Here is a 17,074-nt window from a genome sequence, read left to right as displayed (position 1 = left end):
CGGACGCTGGCCACGGCACGGCCCGAGGGGACGAAGCGAAGGTCGGGGTCGGCCACGAGGTTCCCGACGACGGTGATGGTGGTCTCGTTACTCACGAATGCGCCTTTCTGCGGTGGTCAGTGGTTGAGCGGCGGCCGGTCGGCCGCCAATGGTGATCAATGACGCGACGGCGGTGGGTAGGTCGTCGACGTCGGCGAGGAAGGTGACCGGCCCGCCGCCGTGCAGCAGGTGGGCGCGGTCGGCGTAGGCGACAACCGCCCATGCGCTGCTGGACAACTCGGCGACGCCGCCGAGCGTCTGCCCGGCCCGGTGCCCGAGCCGGGCGCGCTGCGTGCTGGTCCTGCTGAGCGGCACCTGGTAGATGACGGACGGTGCGTCGCGGACAGGGAACAGGACCGCGCGGACCAAGGGATCATCGGCTGAACCGATGACCCGAATCAAGGACGTCATCGGCCACGCCCGTCGCATGCCGCCGGCGGCTCGGCATCCTGGGCGTTGGCGGTCGCCCCCTCACGCTGACGGTCCTGGTGGCAGGAGCGGTGGGCGCGGGGCGCCCAGGACGCCAGCTCGGGGTAGACCCTGGCCAGGGCGGGACCGGATCCGATGACCAGCAGGTCGGGGCGGCTGACCGGGCCGCGGCAGTACACGCAGGTGGGCATCGGGACGCGGCCGCTGCTGGTGGGTTCGGTGGGCCACTCGCCCCAGCCGGGCATCCGGCCCTCCAGCATGAACTGATCGGCGCGCTCGAACGGGACCGCGCCGGGGATGCCGCAGGTGTAGGAGGTCTCCAGCCACACCGTGCCGCGGTCGTGGTCGTAGATCCTCAGCAGGGCGGTGTGCAGCCGGTCGGGGTCGTGCCAGACCTCCGCGCGCCAACGATCGTGCATCTTGACGTGCAGGCGGCAGTCCGGCACGTACCACCATCCGGTGGTCGTGGCGGTGTCCGGCGCTGTGACCAGGTGATGGCCGTTGTAGGTGGTCAGCCGCACGACTCCGCCTCCTGGGCAGGACAGCGGTGCGCGGCGGCGGCCTCCAGCAGCGCATGCAGAAGATCACCTGCGGCGCGGATTCGGCTGCCGCAGCGCCGGCAGGCCAGCACCCGGCCGCGGCGCCGGCGACCGGCAGCCGTGCGGATCTGGAACTGCGTGGGATCGAGCCTCAGCAGCCGAGCCGGGGCACCATCGACCAGGACGTGCAGCCGCTGCTCGCCCGCCTCGGTCCGCAGGTGCACATCCAGCACGACCGGATCGCGCGGGCCATCGGCCTGCGTGTCCGTCGTGGCGGGGCGGCTGGCGTAGATGAACGCGACGATGTCACCGGCGTCGATGTAGATGATCAGCGTTCCGTCGTCACGCTCGAACCGTTGCACGGAGATCTCCCCGGCATTGGGCTGAGCCCGCGAGAGCAGCTCGGCCAGGCCGCGGCTGGTGAAGGTCTCGGCCTCGTCTTCGCTCGGCGGGTGACTCAGGCGAGCCGGCTGAATGGAACGGACGTCGGAAGACGCGGGGACGGCCTGGAGGTGACGCGTCATCGTGGACCTTTCTGTGTGTGAAGGGGGCGGGAAATGCGAGAGCCCCGCGCGGCGGGTTGCCGGGCGGGGCCAGATGGTGGCGGAAAGGACTGGCGTCAGCCGCGAGCGGCGAGCTGGAGGGCCTGCAGGGCGCGCGATTCCATCTCGTGCGCGGTATCGGCGTCGGTGAGGGTCTGGGCGACCGAGGTGACCGCGTGCATCACCCCGCCGGCGGTGAGGTCGCCGCCCTTGATGAAATGGCCCAGGATCGCGTCCTGCTGCTGGTCGGAGAAGCGCAGTTGCTGGGAGACGAGGTGGATGGTCTCGGCCGGGCGGACGATCGGGACTCCGGCCCTGGCCTCCATCGTGGTCACGATCTTCTGCACGTAAGCGGGGGTCAGGAAGCGGCGGACGGCGTCGGTGGTCTTGGCGGTGATGAGCTCAAGGTTCTTCTGATGGGTCTGCCCGCTCCAGTCGATGACCCCTTCGTCGAGCTTGCCGCCCAGGTGTACCGCTCGGTGGGAGTCGGCGGTGATGGTGTGGCCGTTGTCGCAGACCTGGAACACGATCCGCGGGGTGATCGCGGCGGCTCCGCACCCGGTCTCGGAGTTGGTGATCACGAACCCGCCCCAGACCACGGGGTTGGCCGCGCCTTCGGCGCCGGTGAACGGGCTGCGGTACCCCTCCAGCAGCTTGGGCGCCAGGACCTGGACGGCCGGAGAGTAGACCCGTACGTACATCCGCTGCTCGGTCAGGTCACAGCCCTGGATCGTGATCGGAACCCCGGCCTGCTCGACGCCGTCCAGCGCGGCGGTCAGCACGTCCAGATGGTCGACGCGCTTGTAGGAGTCCGACAGCAGCGCCCGCGCGATCCCGGGTCCGGCGCCGGATCCTCGGAAACCGCGGATCAGGAACCTGTGGTCGTGCGGTACGCGGTCCAGCCAGCCGTTGACGTTCACGTCCCACAGGTCGATGGCCTCCTCGCGGCATTTCCGCAGGTAGGGCAGGTTGATCTTGAGCTTCTCGGCGATGCCCTTCTCGCAGGTGGCGGTCGGCCGGTAGACGCCGTCGGTGCTGGTGACGCCGGTCGGGGTCAGGATGGGCTCGGTGCCGGAGATGATCAGACGGCCGCGTTCGGCGCGCAGCGCGGTGGGCGGGGCGACGACGTCGACCTTGCGGCCCTGCTGGTCGCGCAGCAGCGTCACCAGGTCCTTCAGATCGGCGTGCCGGGTCGTCAGCACATCGGCTGGTGCGGGCGTGGTCATGGAATCTGGTCCCTTCCGGTCCGGGGGAGGACGGAGGGCCCGCCCTCCCGGCGGAAGAGCTCCATGCGTCGGCCGCCCGCGGAGGGCAACCCGGCGGTCCGGCGGGGACAAGATGTTTTCCGACGTAGGAGGAAAAGATCTCTGCCCCAGCCGGGACGAGCGCAGCGAGAGCCGGGTTGCCCACCGCCAGGCCGGCGTAACACCAACACCGCACGGGAGGGCACGGCCCGACGCCCCAGGAACCTTTTCGGCCGGGCGGGCCAGTGGCGCAGTGCCTGCGACGAATCGGAGCGCCCATCGGTCGTTTCGGTCGGCGTTTCCCGAGCAGGAAGGCCACAAGATTGCCGGTGGACAGCGCGGCCCGTTCCATGATCCGCGACTTGGGCGCGGCCGTTGAGCCGCACGATTCGCAAGAAGACGCCCACCAGGAGTGATAGGGCGCTCACCCAGTTCGGCCTGGCGCCAGCCACGATCGCGCGGCATCTGGGAGCGCTCCGCCACAAGTCGACCGTTGAAACACCCCACGGTTCGTCGGTACCAGCCTTCGAAATGGTCACCGAAGACAGACGCCGCCGCGGGGCGCGGCCCCGCCGGGTCGGCTACGGTTGGTCGCCAGCCCGTCCAGGGTGTGAATCCCCAGCGGGCCCACCTCTGGCACCCATGCCAAATGAGTGACGTTCCTCCGTGAATGGTTGACGGTAACTCTGAATTGTTGTCCCCTGTGTGTGAAACTTCTCGAAAGCTTCTCGATCGGAGGCAGGCGTGAGGGTTGCATTCCTTGGTTCGGACTCGCAGAACGGTGGCTCTCCCACGCTGTACACGACGGATCGGAACACCCTCGTTGTACGCGGCTACGTCATCACAGACCCCCAGGCGCTCTGACCTGGGAGAGGTGCCGCCTGGCGAAGCCGACATCGAGATCCCGATAGAGTTGCTCCGGTTCTACAATCAGCCCACGACCAGCTCAGACACGACCGCGGCGGCTGGCGACAGCGCCAAGGAGGGGCGTTGACCCTGGTTTCCGGTGAGGAGTTCGGCGATCTGTTCAGATCGTTCGAGCACACCGCGTTCCGGCTAGAGCCCCGTGAGCGCTACAACTCTCCTGGCGAGCACGAACCCATTCGCCGGTTCCTTGCCGGCGAGCCGGATGATCTGGCATGGAATCAGCCCTGGCTCGACCTGATGGCCGAGCATGCGTCCAAGGCCAAGTTCGTTCACCGCGTGCGAGTCGTGTCCGTGCCACTGTCCGATTACTCCAGATTCGGGTTGTGGTGCGCCCGGTTCGCCATCGAGGCCGGAGAAGACATCCGCTACCTGGATCGAGCGCAAGCTCACGGCCTGCCCGAATTCGACTATTGGCTGTTCGACTCCAAGCGGGTTGCTCGCCTGCACTTCGATGAGGACGACGTACTGCTCGGTGCAGAGATCATCACCGATCCGTCGATCGTGGTGGATCTGGCGGCGGCCCGAGATGCTGCCTGGCATCGCGCCGTGAGTCGCGACCAGTTCCTCGCCGGCCTGACACCGGAGTCGGACACCTGAGTAGGAATGGAGGCGTGACCAGCGTCCAACAGACGCGAGAGGCACTCGGCGGCAAGCTGCGCAATCTGCGCAGGTCTGCGGGTTTGACCGGCCGAGATCTCGCTGAGCGTCTTTCGTGGCCTGCCTCCAAAATCTCGAAGCTGGAGACCGGGAAACAGGCGCCCACCGAGGCCGACGTCGCCGCCTGGGTGACAGCGACGACCAATGACGAACAGGACAACGTCTCGGTGCTGGCCATCCTGCGCACCATGGAATCTGCGCATGCGGAGTGGCAACGGCTCCTGAGCGGCGGCAGGCGGCACCATCAGAGCACCTGGGCGGATATGGAACGCAAAGCCACCCGGCTTCACGTCTTCGAGCCGGCCTTCGTTCCCGGCCTACTCCAAACAGCGGGATACGCTCGTCATCGTCTTGCCCAGGCGATCACAGTGTTCGGGACCTCCAACGACATCGACGAGGCCGTCCGTACTCGATTGGTCCGCCAAGATGTCCTCTACGACCCGCGCAAGCGCTTCCACTTCGTGATCACAGAAGCGGTTCTTCGCTACAGGCTCTGCCCGCCCGAGCTGATGCTGGCGCAGCTCGACCGCCTGGTGGCCGCCTCTACGCTGCCCAACGTCAGGCTCGGCATCATCCCGTTCGACACGTCATACGTGATCGGCCCTGGCTGTGGGTTTTGGATTTTCGACGACCAGCAGGTCCTCGTGGAGATCTTCTCCGCCGAGTTGACCTTGGCCCAGCCGCAGGAGATCGACTTGCACGCGAAGGTGTTCGGGGCCATGTCCTCCGTCGCGGCCTATGGCGCCAAATCGCGCGCGGTCGTCACTCGCGTCATGGAGGAACTTCGGGCGACGATGCCGGACGACGACAGCATGGATCTCGCGACGTCGTAGCTAGATATTTCGACGGGCCACGGCTAGGCCGCCGGTTTCGAGAAATCTCTAGAATCTTCCTCGCTGCTCGCCTCGGACTCATGTCACGCTGACACCGACATCCGCGGTCGCTGTGAACCTGGAGAGCGTGAGTGAATGCGAACTTCGTTCCCCTTTTGCCGCATAAGGCTGTGGCGGCCCTGCCCGAGCGTGCCCGCGAGGTCGTGGAGTACCGCAAATCCGGGCTGTCGCTCAACCACGTGCAGGGATGCCCCTTGTGATGACGCCTTGGCCGAGTGCGGCTCGTTCGACGATTGCGAGGAGAGCCTCCGATGGTGACGGAGGCATGGTGTGACAATCATGCCCAGCCCAGTGTGACTGAGCGCCCCAGAGATTCCGGACATATCGCCCGATGGGGTGTGTCCAGTAAACGGGAGCTTGTCACTTGAGGCGACAGGCTCCGTCCTGCCGGTCAAGGTATGACATATCGGATCAGCGGGTCAGGCGGCAGCGTGACCAAGAAGGATTGGCAGGGCTCGGTGCCCGTTGGAGATGAAGGACTCAAGCGGCTGGAGTCGGTCTGCGTGCTCGGCGAGAGTCATGCCGGGGAAACGGTTGAACAGCGCGGGAAGGGCGATCTGCGCCTCCAGGCGGGCCAGGGAAGCGCCGAGGCAAAAATGCGCACCGTGCCCGAACGATAGATGTTTGTGCCGGGTCGGGCGGCCGGTGTCGAACCGGTCGGCGTCCAGGCCGTGCAGCTCAGGGTCACGGCCTGCGGCGGCGTACCCGATCACGATGGCCTCTCCGGTTCGGAACACCAGCCCGCTGGCAGTGTCGATGATGTCTTCGATGGCGAAGCGCATGATCAGGTTGGCGACTGGTGCCTCCCTGCGGAGGGTCTCGTCGACCACGTCTCCCCAGGAGGCTTTGCCGGCGCGGACCAGGGCGAGCTGGTCGGGGTGGGTGAGCAGGTTCACGATGGCGTGGTCGAGAAGGTTGACGGTCGTCTCGTGTCCGGCGCCGATGAAGAGCAGAAGCGTGTCCAGGAGTTCCTGTTCGGAAAGCTGGGAGTTGTCGCGGTCGTCGCGAGCGGCGATCAGGGCGCTGGAGAGATCGTCGCCGGGAAGACGGCGTTTGGTGGCGATGAGGTCGGCGAGCATCGCATAGATCTCACGGGCGTTGGCGGTGGCCTGGTCCTCGGTGAGGTTGGTGGCGAACAGGCCGCTGACGGTTCGGCGGAACCCCTCGTGTGCTGGTTCGGGGACGCCGAATAGTTCACTGATCACCTGCAGGGGCAGCAGGTAGGCGAATTGAGCCCGCAGATCGACGATGCTTCCGGCGGGGGCGGCGGCGATGCGATCGAGGAGGTTTCCGGTGATCTTCTCGATCTTGGGCGTGAGGGCCGTGGTCCGGCGTGCGGTGAACGCTGCGGACAGCAGGCGGCGCAGCCGGGTGTGTTCATCGCCATAGGCGGTCAGGGCATTGCGGACCTGTACCCAGGGGCGCAGGGGCCAACTCTGCGGTATGTCGCCGTTGACGAACGCCGGCCAGTGCTGGTGGGCGTCCTTGGATACCCGGGAATCGCTCAGGAGCCTCTTGATCAGGCCAGGGTCGGTTACTGCCCACGCCACCACGCCGCCAGGAAGCTCAACCAGCGCCGCGGGCCCCTTCGAGCGAAGGATGCGGGCTTCGGCGTGGATGTCGCGGCCGGTGGCGTCGAGGCGGTGGATGCGGACGGAGGAGCGCTGGGTGTCCATGAGTCTCCAGAGGTCGCGACGGGCGGGAAGGTGACAGGAAGTTCGATCCAGCCGCTGTGGAAGGTGCCGGGCCGCCGGCCGAGCTGCTGGGCGGGACAGGCGAGTTCGAGACCGGGCAGCCGGTCCAGGATGCGTTCGACCGCTACTTCAGCGATCACACGGGCAAGGTCGGGTGCGGGGCAGCGGTGGACGCCAGCGGAGAAGGCCAGGTGAGCCTCGTTGCCTGCCCAGTGAGCGTCGTTCAGGCGAAGCGAGGGATCGGTGTTGGCCGCTGCGAACGAGATGAGGATGGGGACGCCGGCGGGAATCCAGATGCCCTCGTAGATGGTGTCCTGACGCGCGTAGAGGGGACTGTAGTTAGCCATCGGGGGGTCGTTCCACAGCACGTAGTCCAGTGCGCCGCCGACGGACTGGGCTCCGTCGAGAACCGTTCCGGCGAAGCGGTCGTCGGTGAGCATGAGTTTGAGGGCGTTGCCGATGAGGTTGGTGCTTGGTACGGTGCCGGCGCCGATGAGGAGCAGGATCTGCTGGATCATCTCCGCATCGGTGAGTTCCGCCGGGTGCGCCAGCAACCTGGAGGTCATGTCCGCTCCTGGAGTCTGGCGTTTGAGCTGGGTCAGCTCCAGGCATGCGCGCTCCAGTTCGGCGTTGGCGGCCGCCGCGTCATGCGCGGTGTCGAAGAGCTTGTCCAGGCTGGTGACGATCCGGTGTCCGATCGGCTGGGGACAGCCGAACAATTCGAAGAGGATCGCCATCGGCAGGCGGTTCGCGTAGTCGCCCACGAGTTCGGCGCTGCCGCGGGGGGCGATGACATCGATCAGGCGATCGGCGCAGCCGGCGGCGAGCCCTCGCAGGGCGTGTGGGTGGATGCCGCACAGGGTGTCGCTGATCGCGCCACGGAGTCGGGCGTGGTCAGGACCGTCCATCCATAGGGCGTTGTTCCGTTCCATCATCATCATCCGGGCGGGGCTGTCCGGGGGTACCTCGCCGTTGGCCAGTGCCCGCCAGTGCCGGGGGCTCTTGGCGAACTGGCCGGGGTTGTTGCGCAGCAGGTGCAGCGCCGCGGCGTACGTCGTGGTGATCAGCCCGTGCACGCCGGGTGCGATTTCCACGGGCGCGATGGCCCCTATGGAACGCAAACGCTGGTACACCGCCTGCGGGTCGGCGGAGAAGGCCTCCCCGTGCAGCCGCACCACAGATCTCGCCTTCTCAGAGGCATCCCGCGCGGATCGGGTCCAGTGGTCTGCACCAGGGTTGGCAGGGCAGCCCGGTGGCGGCACGGACTGTGCGGCAGGAGGGGGTGTTGGGGGGTGGGTCATGCGCTTTCCCATGCATCGGAGGTCGTCAGGTACCGCAGCAGCGCGGTCAGGGCCTGGGCCGCCGACCGTCGGCTCAGGGCGTTGCAGGTGACCAGTGGCGTGGCGGCCGGCAGGTCCAGTGCCTGGCGCAGGTCGGTCTCGGGGTAGGCGGGGGAGCCGGGGAAGGCATTGATGGCGACCGCATAGGGCAGTCCCATGTCTTCCACGAGTCCCAGGGAGTCGAAGGATTGCTCCAGGTGACGGGTGTCGGCCAGGATCAGCGCTCCCCAGGCCCCGCGGGCGGTCTCCTGCCAGATGTGCCGGAAGCGTGCCTGTCCCGGGGCGCCGAACAAGAACAGCACCAGGTCTTGATCGATGGTCAGCCGGCCCCAGTCCAGTCCGACGGTGGTCGTGGACTTGCCCGGGCGGCCGCGCAGGTCATCCACTCCGATGCTGGCCTGAGTCATCGGTTCCTCGGTCCGCAGCGGTCGGACCTCCGACAACGTGGAGACGAACGTGGTCTTTCCAACCCCGAACGCCCCGCCGATGACGATCTTCGCCAACTGGGCGCCGCGGGCCAGGTAGTCGCGGTCAGAGGGCTTTGAGTGCATCGATCACTCTTTCCAGCAGCTCTCTTTGAGGGACTTTGGCCTTGGCTGCGGGCGCGCGGATCAGCAGGTGGCCGCTGTCGACCAGATCCGCGACCAGCACCTTGGTGAGGCCGATCGGCAGTTCCATGGCGCCGGCCACTTCGAACAGCGGCATCAGTCGCTGCTCGCACAGCTGTACCAGCCGCCGGTGCTCCGGCCCCAGTCCCTCGACAGGCAGGCCCGGCGCGTGGAGCACCGTCAGCACATCGAACATCGGGCGACTGGGACGGGTGCGGCCTCCGGTCGCCAGATAGGGCCGCACGAGCGGCGACCGGCTGCGCCGGGGAACCGTCACGACACGCTACCGACGTCCTGGCGCGCCGGAGTGTTCAGCACGTGGCCCACCGACTGCACCAGTTCCTGCGACCACTGGCCCACCTGCCGCAGGTCGGCCCGCTCTCCGGTGGCGATTCCCAAGTAGGTGCCCTGACCCGCCGAGACGACCAGGATGTACCCCTCGCCGAACTCCACCATGGTCTGACGCCAGCCGCCGCTTACATCCTGCGCGGTGGTGATGAACTCACCCATTCCCCGGCTGGTCGCCTGCAGCGCCGTGCACGCGGCGGCCATCCGCTGCGCGGTGTCCAGCTCGGGTGCGTGTTTGGTCTGGGCACGCAACAGCCCGTCGGAAGTGAGCAGGATCACCCCCCGGACATGCGGAATGCGCTGTACCGCCTGGTCGAGCAAGAAGTCGACCTTCCCGAAGTCGAACGTATCGGGGTCGAATACGTTGGCGTTCATGTCCTTCACCTGTCGTAGCTGTCGGAGGAGTCAGCATCGGCCCGGCGCCCGGCGCGGGTACCTCTCTGAAACGCGCCCAGCCGCTCACCCACCTCTTCGGGAGCGCGACGCGCAAGATCCTTGCGATCATTCAGCTGGGCCGCCGCCGGCGATGGGCCGGCACCGCGGCGGCGCTGCGGCAACCCCGATCCGTTCACCACCGCAGGCGTCACCGCCGCCGCGCGGGAGGCGCCTGGCCGGGGACGTTCCGCAGGAGTGGTGAGCAACGCAGCAGGAACAAAGATCGTCGCGCGCAGGCCGCCGGAAGAGGACTGTCCGTCCAGGTGAGCGGAGAACTTGTACGTGCGCGCCAACGCCGCGACGGCCGGGAACCCGATCCGCGGTGGATCCCCCAGCCGGGTGATGTCCACTGGCCGCGCGCCTTCGATGAGCTCACGCGCCTGCAGCAGCTCCTGGTCGGTCATGCCGATCCCCGCGTCATCGACAGTGATCGACAAGCCGTTGTAGGCCCTGAAGACGCTCACCCACACCGGCGCGTTCGGCTCTGACCTGCGCGTGGCGTTCTCCAGCAGTTCCGCCAGACACAGGACGACCGCCTCCACGACCGGCGCGGCCACGGCGACATCGTCGTTCTCGGTGTACCGCACCCGCGAGTAGTCACCGATCTTGGAGATCGCGCCGCGCACCACATCGGTCAAGGTGGAGGCGTCCCGCTGCCGGCCCACCCACTTACCGCACAACACGGCCAGGACCTGTGCTTTGCGGCCCATTCGCGCGTTGAGGTGGTCCAAGGTGAGTAAGTCGTGCAGCACATCGGGGTTCTCGTGCCGATGCTGCATCGCGCTCAGCGCGACCTCTTGCTCACCGACCAGGGCCTGCATCTGCCCCATGATGCCGCCGAGGGTGTCGCGGACCGCGTGGTCGGCCTGCTGGCGCAGCCGGGCCACCGCCACCGCGTGCACATTGATGATCGCTTCAATGTGCTCGGCGAATCGGGTACCGAGCAGACGTTGATCACGCAGGCCTGGTACCGGTTCGCGCTGCGCCGGTTGCCGGGTCTCCATGAGTCGCGGCAGGCGATCAGAAACCAGGTATCCCAGCTCGTTGTCCCGGGCGTGCACCTCGGCCTCCAGCGATGTCGCCTGCCAGCGTATCCGCTTGCCGATCTGCCACTGTCGCACCAAAAGCACCAGCAGTAGCAGGCAGGCAACGATCAAAAGCCCCATCACGATGGTGGGTGCCTGTTGTGTCATATCAACCTTCATGTGGAGCGACGGCAGACAGGAAGACCACCCAGGTGCGCCAGGTTCTTCATATGGTCAACCTCGGACCATCGCATACGAGACAACCGGCGACCTAGCTACAAGGACATTCCCCTTGCCCTCGAACGAATGCCTGAAATCGTGTCGCCCCGCAGATCAACCGACGTCAGCTGCGGCGATTCCTCGCCAGGTGCCACTTTTGACCATTGACGACCCTCATAAGGGTGATCACTTCCCAAGCTGAACGCGACATCCACCTTGGTTAACACGCCACACTGGTTCTGAGCTGCCCAAACGCGGGCGCCCATCCTTGTTTGGTAGCCTGATGTGTTTCCAAACATGAGCACGCCCCGAAAACGACCGAGGGCAGTACGGCTCCGCGATAGGGATTATTCATGCCAATAGCCCATAAACCGTGCGATAGTGGACGTCGAGGACATGTCTGTCTTCGGCGTTAACGGCGCGGGCGGTATCACTGTCAGGCGGCGGATCATGCGCCGCTGACACACCTTCGGAGCGGGTGGCGGGGAGATGTCACTGGTGATCCATCGCGCCGACTACGATCTGCTGACCGCACAATTCTGGCAGCGATGGTCCGAAGTTTGATCTCGTTGGGGGCAAGTCTTGCTTGCGGCGGTGCCGTACCGAACGGCTGCCAATGCAACTAGCAGCTCGCATGGAAGCCGGATGGAGAGAATGCGGTGCCTCTGCCGTATTAGAAGCTTAGGTTCGCTCCGCGATAACCTCTAGCTCCGGTAGCATCGTCCCATCATCGGAATTGCAGGCGAACGAGAATGACCCACGCGAACGTCCCCGGTCGGCAGCTGCGCGCATCTCGTAGGCACCAACTTCGCGTCCGCGGCCTGACGTGGGAGCAGATCGCTGATGTGTGGGAGGCAGATCATCCCGAGATCGGGCCTCGCGTCGCCTTCCGGTGGGCCCACGACCTCAGCCTCGAAGCGGTATCTACACGCTGGAACCAGCTTGATCCCGGCGAGGCGACGATGACCAAGTCCCGGATCTATCAGTACGAATGCTGGCCGGCCGCCACCAACGGCCGCCGCCCCTCTGTGGCGGCCCTGAGCATGCTCGCCCGCATCTATCAGACGACCGGCCGGCGCCTACTCACCAGCGACGAGTACGGTCGCTACACCCTCCCCAGCCAGAGAGAGATCGACGGCATCGACCATCGCATGCTGGACGACAACCAGGGGCGTCAGAACACCCGGATAGGGCAGCAGAGCGTCGAGCTGAACCATCGGCCATCCGAGATGTCCGACGTGGAAGTAACCGGGGGTTCTGCCCGGACCAAGCCACACGCCGACGAGTTATCGCCCAGATTGGAAGAAATCCTCAGATCCTGGGATGAGCTCATGCGGCGACGCGACATCTTCACCCTCACCGGAGGCATGGCGGTCACAGCCCTGGCTCCCACGCTGACCGCGGGACTCTCTTTACCGGAGTTCGACCGCAGTCTGTACGCGACGTGTGCCCAGTTGACGGCGACCTACCGTCGGCTGGACAACCTGCTGGGCCCATACGCCGTCTACGATCACGCCATAGCTCACCATCAGCGATTGACGACGTGGCTGCAGCACGCCACCAAACAAGGGGAGCGCAAACACCTCAGCGTGCTCACCGTCGACGCAGGCGGCTTGACCTCATGGCTTCTCCTTGATCTGGAGCAATACGACCGGGCGTTCGCACTGGCCCGTCAAGCTGTCGCCGTCGCTCGCGATCACGATCACGATCACGATACCGGTCGACAGGCGTACCTGGTGGGGCGGATGAGCCGCATCCTGTTCGAGTGCAGTCGGTACCAGGATGCTCTTGAACTTGCCGATGAAGCCGTTCAGCTTGCCGGTACCAAAGCGGCGCCGGCCGTGCTCTCCTGGCTCGCAGTGACCCGCGCCTATATCCACGCGTGCCTGAACAACGACCGGGCTTGCCGAGAAGACCTGGATATGGCCGCCAGGCTCCTGCAACGCGCTGCGGGAGAGCCCGTGGAGGATTACCTCGCCTTCCACGACCAGGGCCATCTTTACAAGATGCAGGGACTCTGCCTGCTGAAGCTGGGAGAACACTCGGCGAAAGCGGTGGGTGAGGGCCGGCATGCGATCGACCGAGCGTTCGAGGTGTGGCCGCAGACGGCCGTTCGCGCGTCGGCGGAGGTGCTGGCCGCTCGAGCTTCAGCACGGCTCGCGCAACGTGAGATACCCCAGGCCGCGTCCCTGACCGGTCAGGCCTACACCATCGCCATGCGAACCAGATCACCCCGCAACCTGCGCGCCGTATCAAATCTGCGCTTGCGACTCCGCCCCTATCGCCATACTGATGCGGTCCGGGATCTGGACGATCAGATGGCTCTGTGAACCGACGGGATGCGGCCTTACTGGTCCTGCTCGGTGCCCTATGGGGAGCCATCTACCCCCTGACCGCTGTAGTGCTTCGCGATCTACCGGTCTTGGCCATCGTCGCCGCTCGCACTGGTCTGGCCGCCGTGGTCCTGACTCCGCTGGCCTTCCACAGAGGGGTGATGAAGGTCTTGTGGACTCGCCCCGGTGGGGTGCTGGTCGCGTCGCTGGTCCAGGTGGTAATCCCTCTGGCGTTGCTGACGTCCGCGCAGCAGTACGTTTCGGCGGGGCTGGCCGGGATTCTCCTGGCTACTCAACCGGTCTGGGCTGCAGTCCTGAGCGCGGGGGTGAGCCGGACCGTACGCGCACGGCAGGTAGCGGGCGTGCTGATCGGGTTGTGCGGAGTGACCGTCCTTTTCCTGCGCGATGTTCAGCTCGGCAGCAGCAGTGGGTGGGCGGCCATTGCCCTTGTGGCCGCCGCGGCTTTCATCGCCGCAGGCGCGCTTTGGGTCGAGAGGGGCCTTTCGGACGTCCCCCCGCTAGGAATCGCCGCAGCTGCCATGGCCATCAGCACCGTGATGATCACACCAGTTGCAGCCGTGGCCAAGATCTCGCCGCCGCCTCCATCCACGGTTGGGTTACTCCTGATTCTTGGTGTGGTCTCAACCGCTGGGGCGCTGGTTCTCTTTTACACGCTGATCCATCACATCGGAGCTGTACGCGCCAACCTCGCCGGATATCTAGATCCGGGATTCGCGGTCGTCTACAGCATGATTTTCCTTGGTGAAATTGCCACGCCGGCCGCACTCCTCGGCCTGCTTCTCATTCTGGCGGGCTCTTATATCGGTGCCACCAGCCGATGACTTCGCTGAGGAGCGGACGCGGTTCGCCCTTCGCCCGTCGGACCTACTCTCATTCCGTATGTCGGACTGCTTGATGATGCTCAATAGGTCAAGCCCCGGGCCATGAGCTGTCGACGACGGCGCGCACGACCGCGCGGATCAGCGTATAGGACGTGATCTGCCCTGCGCTCCCGTAGTCGCGGTGGCGGGTGGCCATCCCAGGCCGGGATCTTTCCGCTCATCTTGTAAACCCTAACAGGTGACCAAAGACCGAACTCCTCGGCATTGGTCCAGGTAGGCGGCTCGGAGTGTGTAAACCAAATCGGAAGTCGGCCACGGCCGCACATGAGGCGATGCTTATCAGAGGTTGTGAAGTCAGAGAAGCGGAAACCTGCCGAGGCGCCATCGGTGTTGAGGTGAGGCTTGAAAATTGCCTAACGCGATCCCCTGGAGTCTCCTGCCAATACCTCATGATCAGCCTTAGCTCGATACCTGCGCGTTAATAACCAAAGTAATACAGAGGTGGCCCCATGGCATCATCCGTCAGTGGCGCGAGCATGTCACCTAGACCGTTCGCCAGCATTGACACCGCGACCCCACATGTGGCGCGAATGTATGACTACTACCTGGGCGGCAAGGACAATTACGCCGTAGACCGCGAGGCGGCCGACGCAGTGATCGCCAAGTTCCCGGAGGCGCGTCAGCTTGCTCTGACGAATCGGGATTTCCTGCGCCGCGCCGTCGAGTTCCTGGCCGGGGAGATGGGCATCCGCCAGTTTCTGGACCTCGGGTCCGGCTTTCCGACGCAGGAGAACGTTCACCAGGTCGCCCAACGCGTGAATCCGGCGGCGCGGGTCGCGTACGTCGACCTGGAGGAGGTCGTGCTGGTCCACGGCCGGGCCCTTCTGGCCACCGACGAGCGCACGATCATGGTCGAGGGAGACATCCGAGATCCGCAGGCCATCCTGTCGGACCCTGATCTGCGAGCGCACCTCAGCTTCGACGAGCCCATCGCGGTCCTGCTGATTTTCGTGCTGCACTTCATCCAGGACGAGGAGCGGCCACGAGAAATCGTCAGAGCTCTGATGGAGCAGCTGCCCCCGGGGTCCTGCCTCGTGGTCTCCCACGCGACGCCTCGTGACGACCTGGTGCAGGGCGTCGAGGCGTACGACAAGGCCAGCTCCCAGGTCGCGCTGCGCACCGAGCCGGAAATCCTCGCGTTCTTCGACGGGCTGGAGCTGGTGGACCCGGGCCTTGTGCCCCTCGTCCTGTGGCGGCCCGAATGGCCTGAATCGGAACTGCAGCTCAAGGACAAGAAGCTGCCGGCGCTGTGTGGCCTGGGGGTCAAACCGGCATGAGCGCGTCGATGTCCGGTGGCGCCGGGCCGCGAGCCTGCATCCCGCAGCAGGGGGCTTCGCGGGCGGCTGATCGTCTTCATCGGGAGCTCGCTGAGCTGAGCATCCACGCCGACATCAACACCACAGACCAGGTCGCGTTGCTGTCGGTCTGGGCGGGCCTGCTGGTCTGGGTGCGTAACGACACCTACTCCTGGTGGTCGGGCCGGTTCGATGGGCACGGCAACTGCGAGTACGCCTCCGGTCCGGTGAGCGACCCGGTGACCGCGGCCCGTCGCGTCGCGGCGCGGTACGTCGAGTTGCGGGACGGCCATCCGGACTCGGCTCGGGTCATGGAGGTGTTGAACCACGTCCCCGAGCCGCTGGAGATCCCGCGGGTAAGTGATTACGCGATCTTCGGGGGGCATCGGCGGGCGCTCATCGCGCCGGTGTGACGGCCAAGCCGTGGAAGGTGCCGTGGATGAACGGCATCGGCTGTGAAGGCTTGCAAACGCCCGCAGATACACCTGTGGCTTCACATATCTGGAGAGTCCGTCGTTATGGGTACAACGAACGTCCAGTTCGGCGAACTTCCGCCTACGGTGATAGCTGCCGTCGAGAGACGGATCGGGGGAATCGTCGAGACCCGGCCGGTCGCGGGTGGGGCCGGCAGCGTGGTTTCGGCCTACGTGGAAACCGTCTACGGGCGCTACTACGTGAAGGGTCTTCCGGCGGATCACCCGCGGGCCTGGACCCTGAGCCGGGAGTTCGACGTCAACCCGTTCGTGGTCCCGGTCTCCCCGCGGCTGGAATGGCGCATCACTCTGGACGGCTGGGACCTGCTGGTCTTCCAGTACGTGGATGGCCGCCACGCCGACTACTCACCAGGCTCCACGGATCTGGCCGTGGTCGCCGACATGATGCGGGCGGTGGGGGAGCTTCCCTGTCTCGATGTCAAGGCGAGGCCGGCCGAGGAACGATGGGCCCGCTACAGCGAAACGCCGGAACTGTTCAAAGGTGACCATCTGCTGCACACCGCTTGGCACCCGAAGAACGTGTTGGTCTCGCACGCTGAGGCGTACCTGGTGGGCTGGACCTCGCCCACCAAGGGAGGTGCATGGATCGACCCCGCATGCTGGGTCATCTGGCTGATGCAGGCCGGCCACGAGCCAGCCGCCGCTGAGCGCGCAGCCTCTCGGGTGCCGGCCTGGGACAACGCCTCACCCGAAGCCGTGGATGCCTTCGCCATGGCGCAGGCCAACTTCTGGGGCGACGTCGTCCACAACGAACCCGGCCAGTTCGCCAAGCAGGCCGCCGCAGCGGCGCAGCGCTGGACATTGCACAGGCAGTTCCTGCGCTGACAGACCGCGTGACGACGTGGAGAGTCCCCACATCCCACGTCGTCGCGCGTCAACACGTCCCGCTGTTCGGGTCAAGCGGGGCGGATCCGGTCGCGCGGCTCGTCCACCGCCTTGGACTTGAGCCCGGCCGGATCGCGGTGGCCCCGGCAGCCCTGACCTTCGCCGGGGCCACCGATTCCCTTTTGCTAGGCGGCTGGCGGTTCAGTTACCGAAGCGCGATTAGGAAGGCATCATTTCGTGCTGTTGAAGATCATGAGCCAGAACATCCGGCATGGTGCGCACGTGG

General features: G+C 66.0%; 17 protein-coding genes and 1 pseudogene. 7 read left to right on the top strand and 11 right to left on the bottom strand.

What is annotated here, in order from left to right; all coding sequences use genetic code 11:
• The 5 genes and pseudogenes from AB0M95_RS39590 to AB0M95_RS39570 all read right to left on the bottom strand — a co-directional run.
• A pseudogene (locus AB0M95_RS39590) lies at positions 1-95 on the bottom strand (single-stranded DNA-binding protein); the annotation flags it as partial.
• Entirely contained in the window at positions 88-408 is a 321-nt protein-coding gene (locus tag AB0M95_RS39585; protein ID WP_363776488.1) for a hypothetical protein, read from the bottom strand. The pseudogene AB0M95_RS39590 and the gene AB0M95_RS39585, both read right to left, overlap by 8 nt.
• A gap of 38 nt (positions 409-446) precedes the next feature.
• Positions 447-989: a hypothetical protein gene (locus tag AB0M95_RS39580; RefSeq protein ID WP_363776485.1), complete on the bottom strand. Its 543-nt coding sequence runs from the start codon at positions 987-989 to the stop codon at positions 447-449.
• A complete protein-coding gene (locus AB0M95_RS39575) occupies positions 980-1,531 on the bottom strand; it encodes a hypothetical protein (protein WP_363776483.1) in 552 nt (183 codons plus the stop codon). Before AB0M95_RS39575 ends, AB0M95_RS39580 begins: the two co-directional genes overlap by 10 nt.
• A gap of 95 nt (positions 1,532-1,626) precedes the next feature.
• Positions 1,627-2,775, bottom strand: coding sequence for a DUF932 domain-containing protein (locus AB0M95_RS39570; protein ID WP_363776481.1), 1,149 nt, complete (start codon positions 2,773-2,775; stop codon positions 1,627-1,629).
• Between the two features lie 1,008 nt (positions 2,776-3,783).
• Between AB0M95_RS39570 and AB0M95_RS39565 the strand changes: the two genes are divergently transcribed.
• Together AB0M95_RS39565 and AB0M95_RS39560 are read left to right on the top strand one after the other, a co-directional pair.
• Positions 3,784-4,317, top strand: a complete 534-nt coding sequence (locus tag AB0M95_RS39565) for a DUF6879 family protein (RefSeq protein WP_363776478.1) — start codon at positions 3,784-3,786, stop codon at positions 4,315-4,317.
• 14 nt (positions 4,318-4,331) lie between these two features.
• Positions 4,332-5,210, top strand: coding sequence for a helix-turn-helix transcriptional regulator (locus AB0M95_RS39560; RefSeq protein ID WP_363776475.1), 879 nt, complete (start codon positions 4,332-4,334; stop codon positions 5,208-5,210).
• Positions 5,211-5,689: 479 nt separating this feature from the next.
• Here the strand turns inward: AB0M95_RS39560 and AB0M95_RS39555 are convergent, their stop codons facing one another.
• The 6 genes from AB0M95_RS39555 to AB0M95_RS39530 all read right to left on the bottom strand — a co-directional run bounded on the left by AB0M95_RS39555 (position 5,690) and on the right by AB0M95_RS39530 (position 10,900).
• The gene (locus AB0M95_RS39555) at positions 5,690-6,820 is read right to left on the bottom strand and encodes a cytochrome P450 (RefSeq protein WP_363776472.1); all 1,131 of its coding nucleotides are present in this window, start codon (positions 6,818-6,820) and stop codon (positions 5,690-5,692) included.
• A complete protein-coding gene (locus tag AB0M95_RS39550) occupies positions 6,805-8,142 on the bottom strand; it encodes a cytochrome P450 (protein WP_363776470.1) in 1,338 nt (445 codons plus the stop codon). Before AB0M95_RS39550 ends, AB0M95_RS39555 begins: the two co-directional genes overlap by 16 nt.
• 119 nt (positions 8,143-8,261) lie before the next feature.
• The gene (locus AB0M95_RS39545; RefSeq protein WP_363776467.1) at positions 8,262-8,855 is read right to left on the bottom strand and encodes an ATP/GTP-binding protein; all 594 of its coding nucleotides are present in this window, start codon (positions 8,853-8,855) and stop codon (positions 8,262-8,264) included.
• Positions 8,836-9,108: a DUF742 domain-containing protein gene (locus tag AB0M95_RS39540; protein WP_363776464.1), complete on the bottom strand. Its 273-nt coding sequence runs from the start codon at positions 9,106-9,108 to the stop codon at positions 8,836-8,838. The genes AB0M95_RS39545 and AB0M95_RS39540 overlap by 20 nt, the downstream gene beginning before the upstream one ends.
• A 77-nt stretch (positions 9,109-9,185) precedes the next feature.
• Positions 9,186-9,635 (bottom strand): roadblock/LC7 domain-containing protein, encoded by a 450-nt coding sequence (locus AB0M95_RS39535; protein ID WP_363776461.1) that lies wholly within the window; start codon positions 9,633-9,635, stop codon positions 9,186-9,188.
• 5 nt (positions 9,636-9,640) lie between these two features.
• Positions 9,641-10,900 (bottom strand): ATP-binding protein, encoded by a 1,260-nt coding sequence (locus AB0M95_RS39530; protein ID WP_363776458.1) that lies wholly within the window; start codon positions 10,898-10,900, stop codon positions 9,641-9,643.
• Positions 10,901-11,691: 791 nt separating this feature from the next.
• On the opposite strand from AB0M95_RS39530, the gene AB0M95_RS39525 reads away from it, so the two are divergent.
• From AB0M95_RS39525 to AB0M95_RS39505, 5 genes are all read left to right on the top strand, one after another.
• Positions 11,692-13,269 (top strand): hypothetical protein, encoded by a 1,578-nt coding sequence (locus AB0M95_RS39525; protein WP_363776455.1) that lies wholly within the window; start codon positions 11,692-11,694, stop codon positions 13,267-13,269.
• Positions 13,266-14,114, top strand: coding sequence for a DMT family transporter (locus AB0M95_RS39520; protein ID WP_363776452.1), 849 nt, complete (start codon positions 13,266-13,268; stop codon positions 14,112-14,114). Before AB0M95_RS39525 ends, AB0M95_RS39520 begins: the two co-directional genes overlap by 4 nt.
• 509 nt (positions 14,115-14,623) lie before the next feature.
• The gene (locus AB0M95_RS39515; protein ID WP_363776449.1) at positions 14,624-15,451 is read left to right on the top strand and encodes an SAM-dependent methyltransferase; all 828 of its coding nucleotides are present in this window, start codon (positions 14,624-14,626) and stop codon (positions 15,449-15,451) included.
• Positions 15,448-15,882 carry a hypothetical protein gene (locus tag AB0M95_RS39510; protein ID WP_363776446.1) on the top strand — a complete coding sequence of 145 codons (435 nt, stop codon included), beginning with the start codon at positions 15,448-15,450 and terminating at the stop codon, positions 15,880-15,882. Before AB0M95_RS39515 ends, AB0M95_RS39510 begins: the two co-directional genes overlap by 4 nt.
• 105 nt (positions 15,883-15,987) lie before the next feature.
• Positions 15,988-16,788: a hypothetical protein gene (locus AB0M95_RS39505; protein WP_363776443.1), complete on the top strand. Its 801-nt coding sequence runs from the start codon at positions 15,988-15,990 to the stop codon at positions 16,786-16,788.
• The last annotated feature ends 286 nt before the right edge of the window (positions 16,789-17,074 follow it).

The organism is Sphaerisporangium sp. NPDC051017 (assembly GCF_040683095.1).
In the GTDB taxonomy this organism is placed as follows: Bacteria; Actinomycetota; Actinomycetes; order Streptosporangiales; family Streptosporangiaceae; genus Sphaerisporangium.
The sequence above is the reverse complement of the archived record's forward strand: the minus strand, read 5'-3'. Positions and strand labels throughout refer to the sequence as shown.

Coding starts and splice junctions, on each gene's coding strand:
- AB0M95_RS39575 (WP_363776483.1), bottom strand. CDS start 1,531: ATGACGCGTCACCTCCAGGCCGTCCCCGCGTCTTCCGACGTCCGTTCC.
- AB0M95_RS39570 (WP_363776481.1), bottom strand. CDS start 2,775: ATGACCACGCCCGCACCAGCCGATGTGCTGACGACCCGGCACGCCGAT.
- AB0M95_RS39545 (WP_363776467.1), bottom strand. CDS start 8,855: ATGCACTCAAAGCCCTCTGACCGCGACTACCTGGCCCGCGGCGCCCAG.
- AB0M95_RS39540 (WP_363776464.1), bottom strand. CDS start 9,108: ATGTTCGATGTGCTGACGGTGCTCCACGCGCCGGGCCTGCCTGTCGAG.
- AB0M95_RS39535 (WP_363776461.1), bottom strand. CDS start 9,635: ATGAACGCCAACGTATTCGACCCCGATACGTTCGACTTCGGGAAGGTC.
- AB0M95_RS39530 (WP_363776458.1), bottom strand. CDS start 10,900: ATGAAGGTTGATATGACACAACAGGCACCCACCATCGTGATGGGGCTT.
- AB0M95_RS39525 (WP_363776455.1), top strand. CDS start 11,692: ATGACCCACGCGAACGTCCCCGGTCGGCAGCTGCGCGCATCTCGTAGG.
- AB0M95_RS39515 (WP_363776449.1), top strand. CDS start 14,624: ATGGCATCATCCGTCAGTGGCGCGAGCATGTCACCTAGACCGTTCGCC.
- AB0M95_RS39510 (WP_363776446.1), top strand. CDS start 15,448: ATGAGCGCGTCGATGTCCGGTGGCGCCGGGCCGCGAGCCTGCATCCCG.
- AB0M95_RS39505 (WP_363776443.1), top strand. CDS start 15,988: ATGGGTACAACGAACGTCCAGTTCGGCGAACTTCCGCCTACGGTGATA.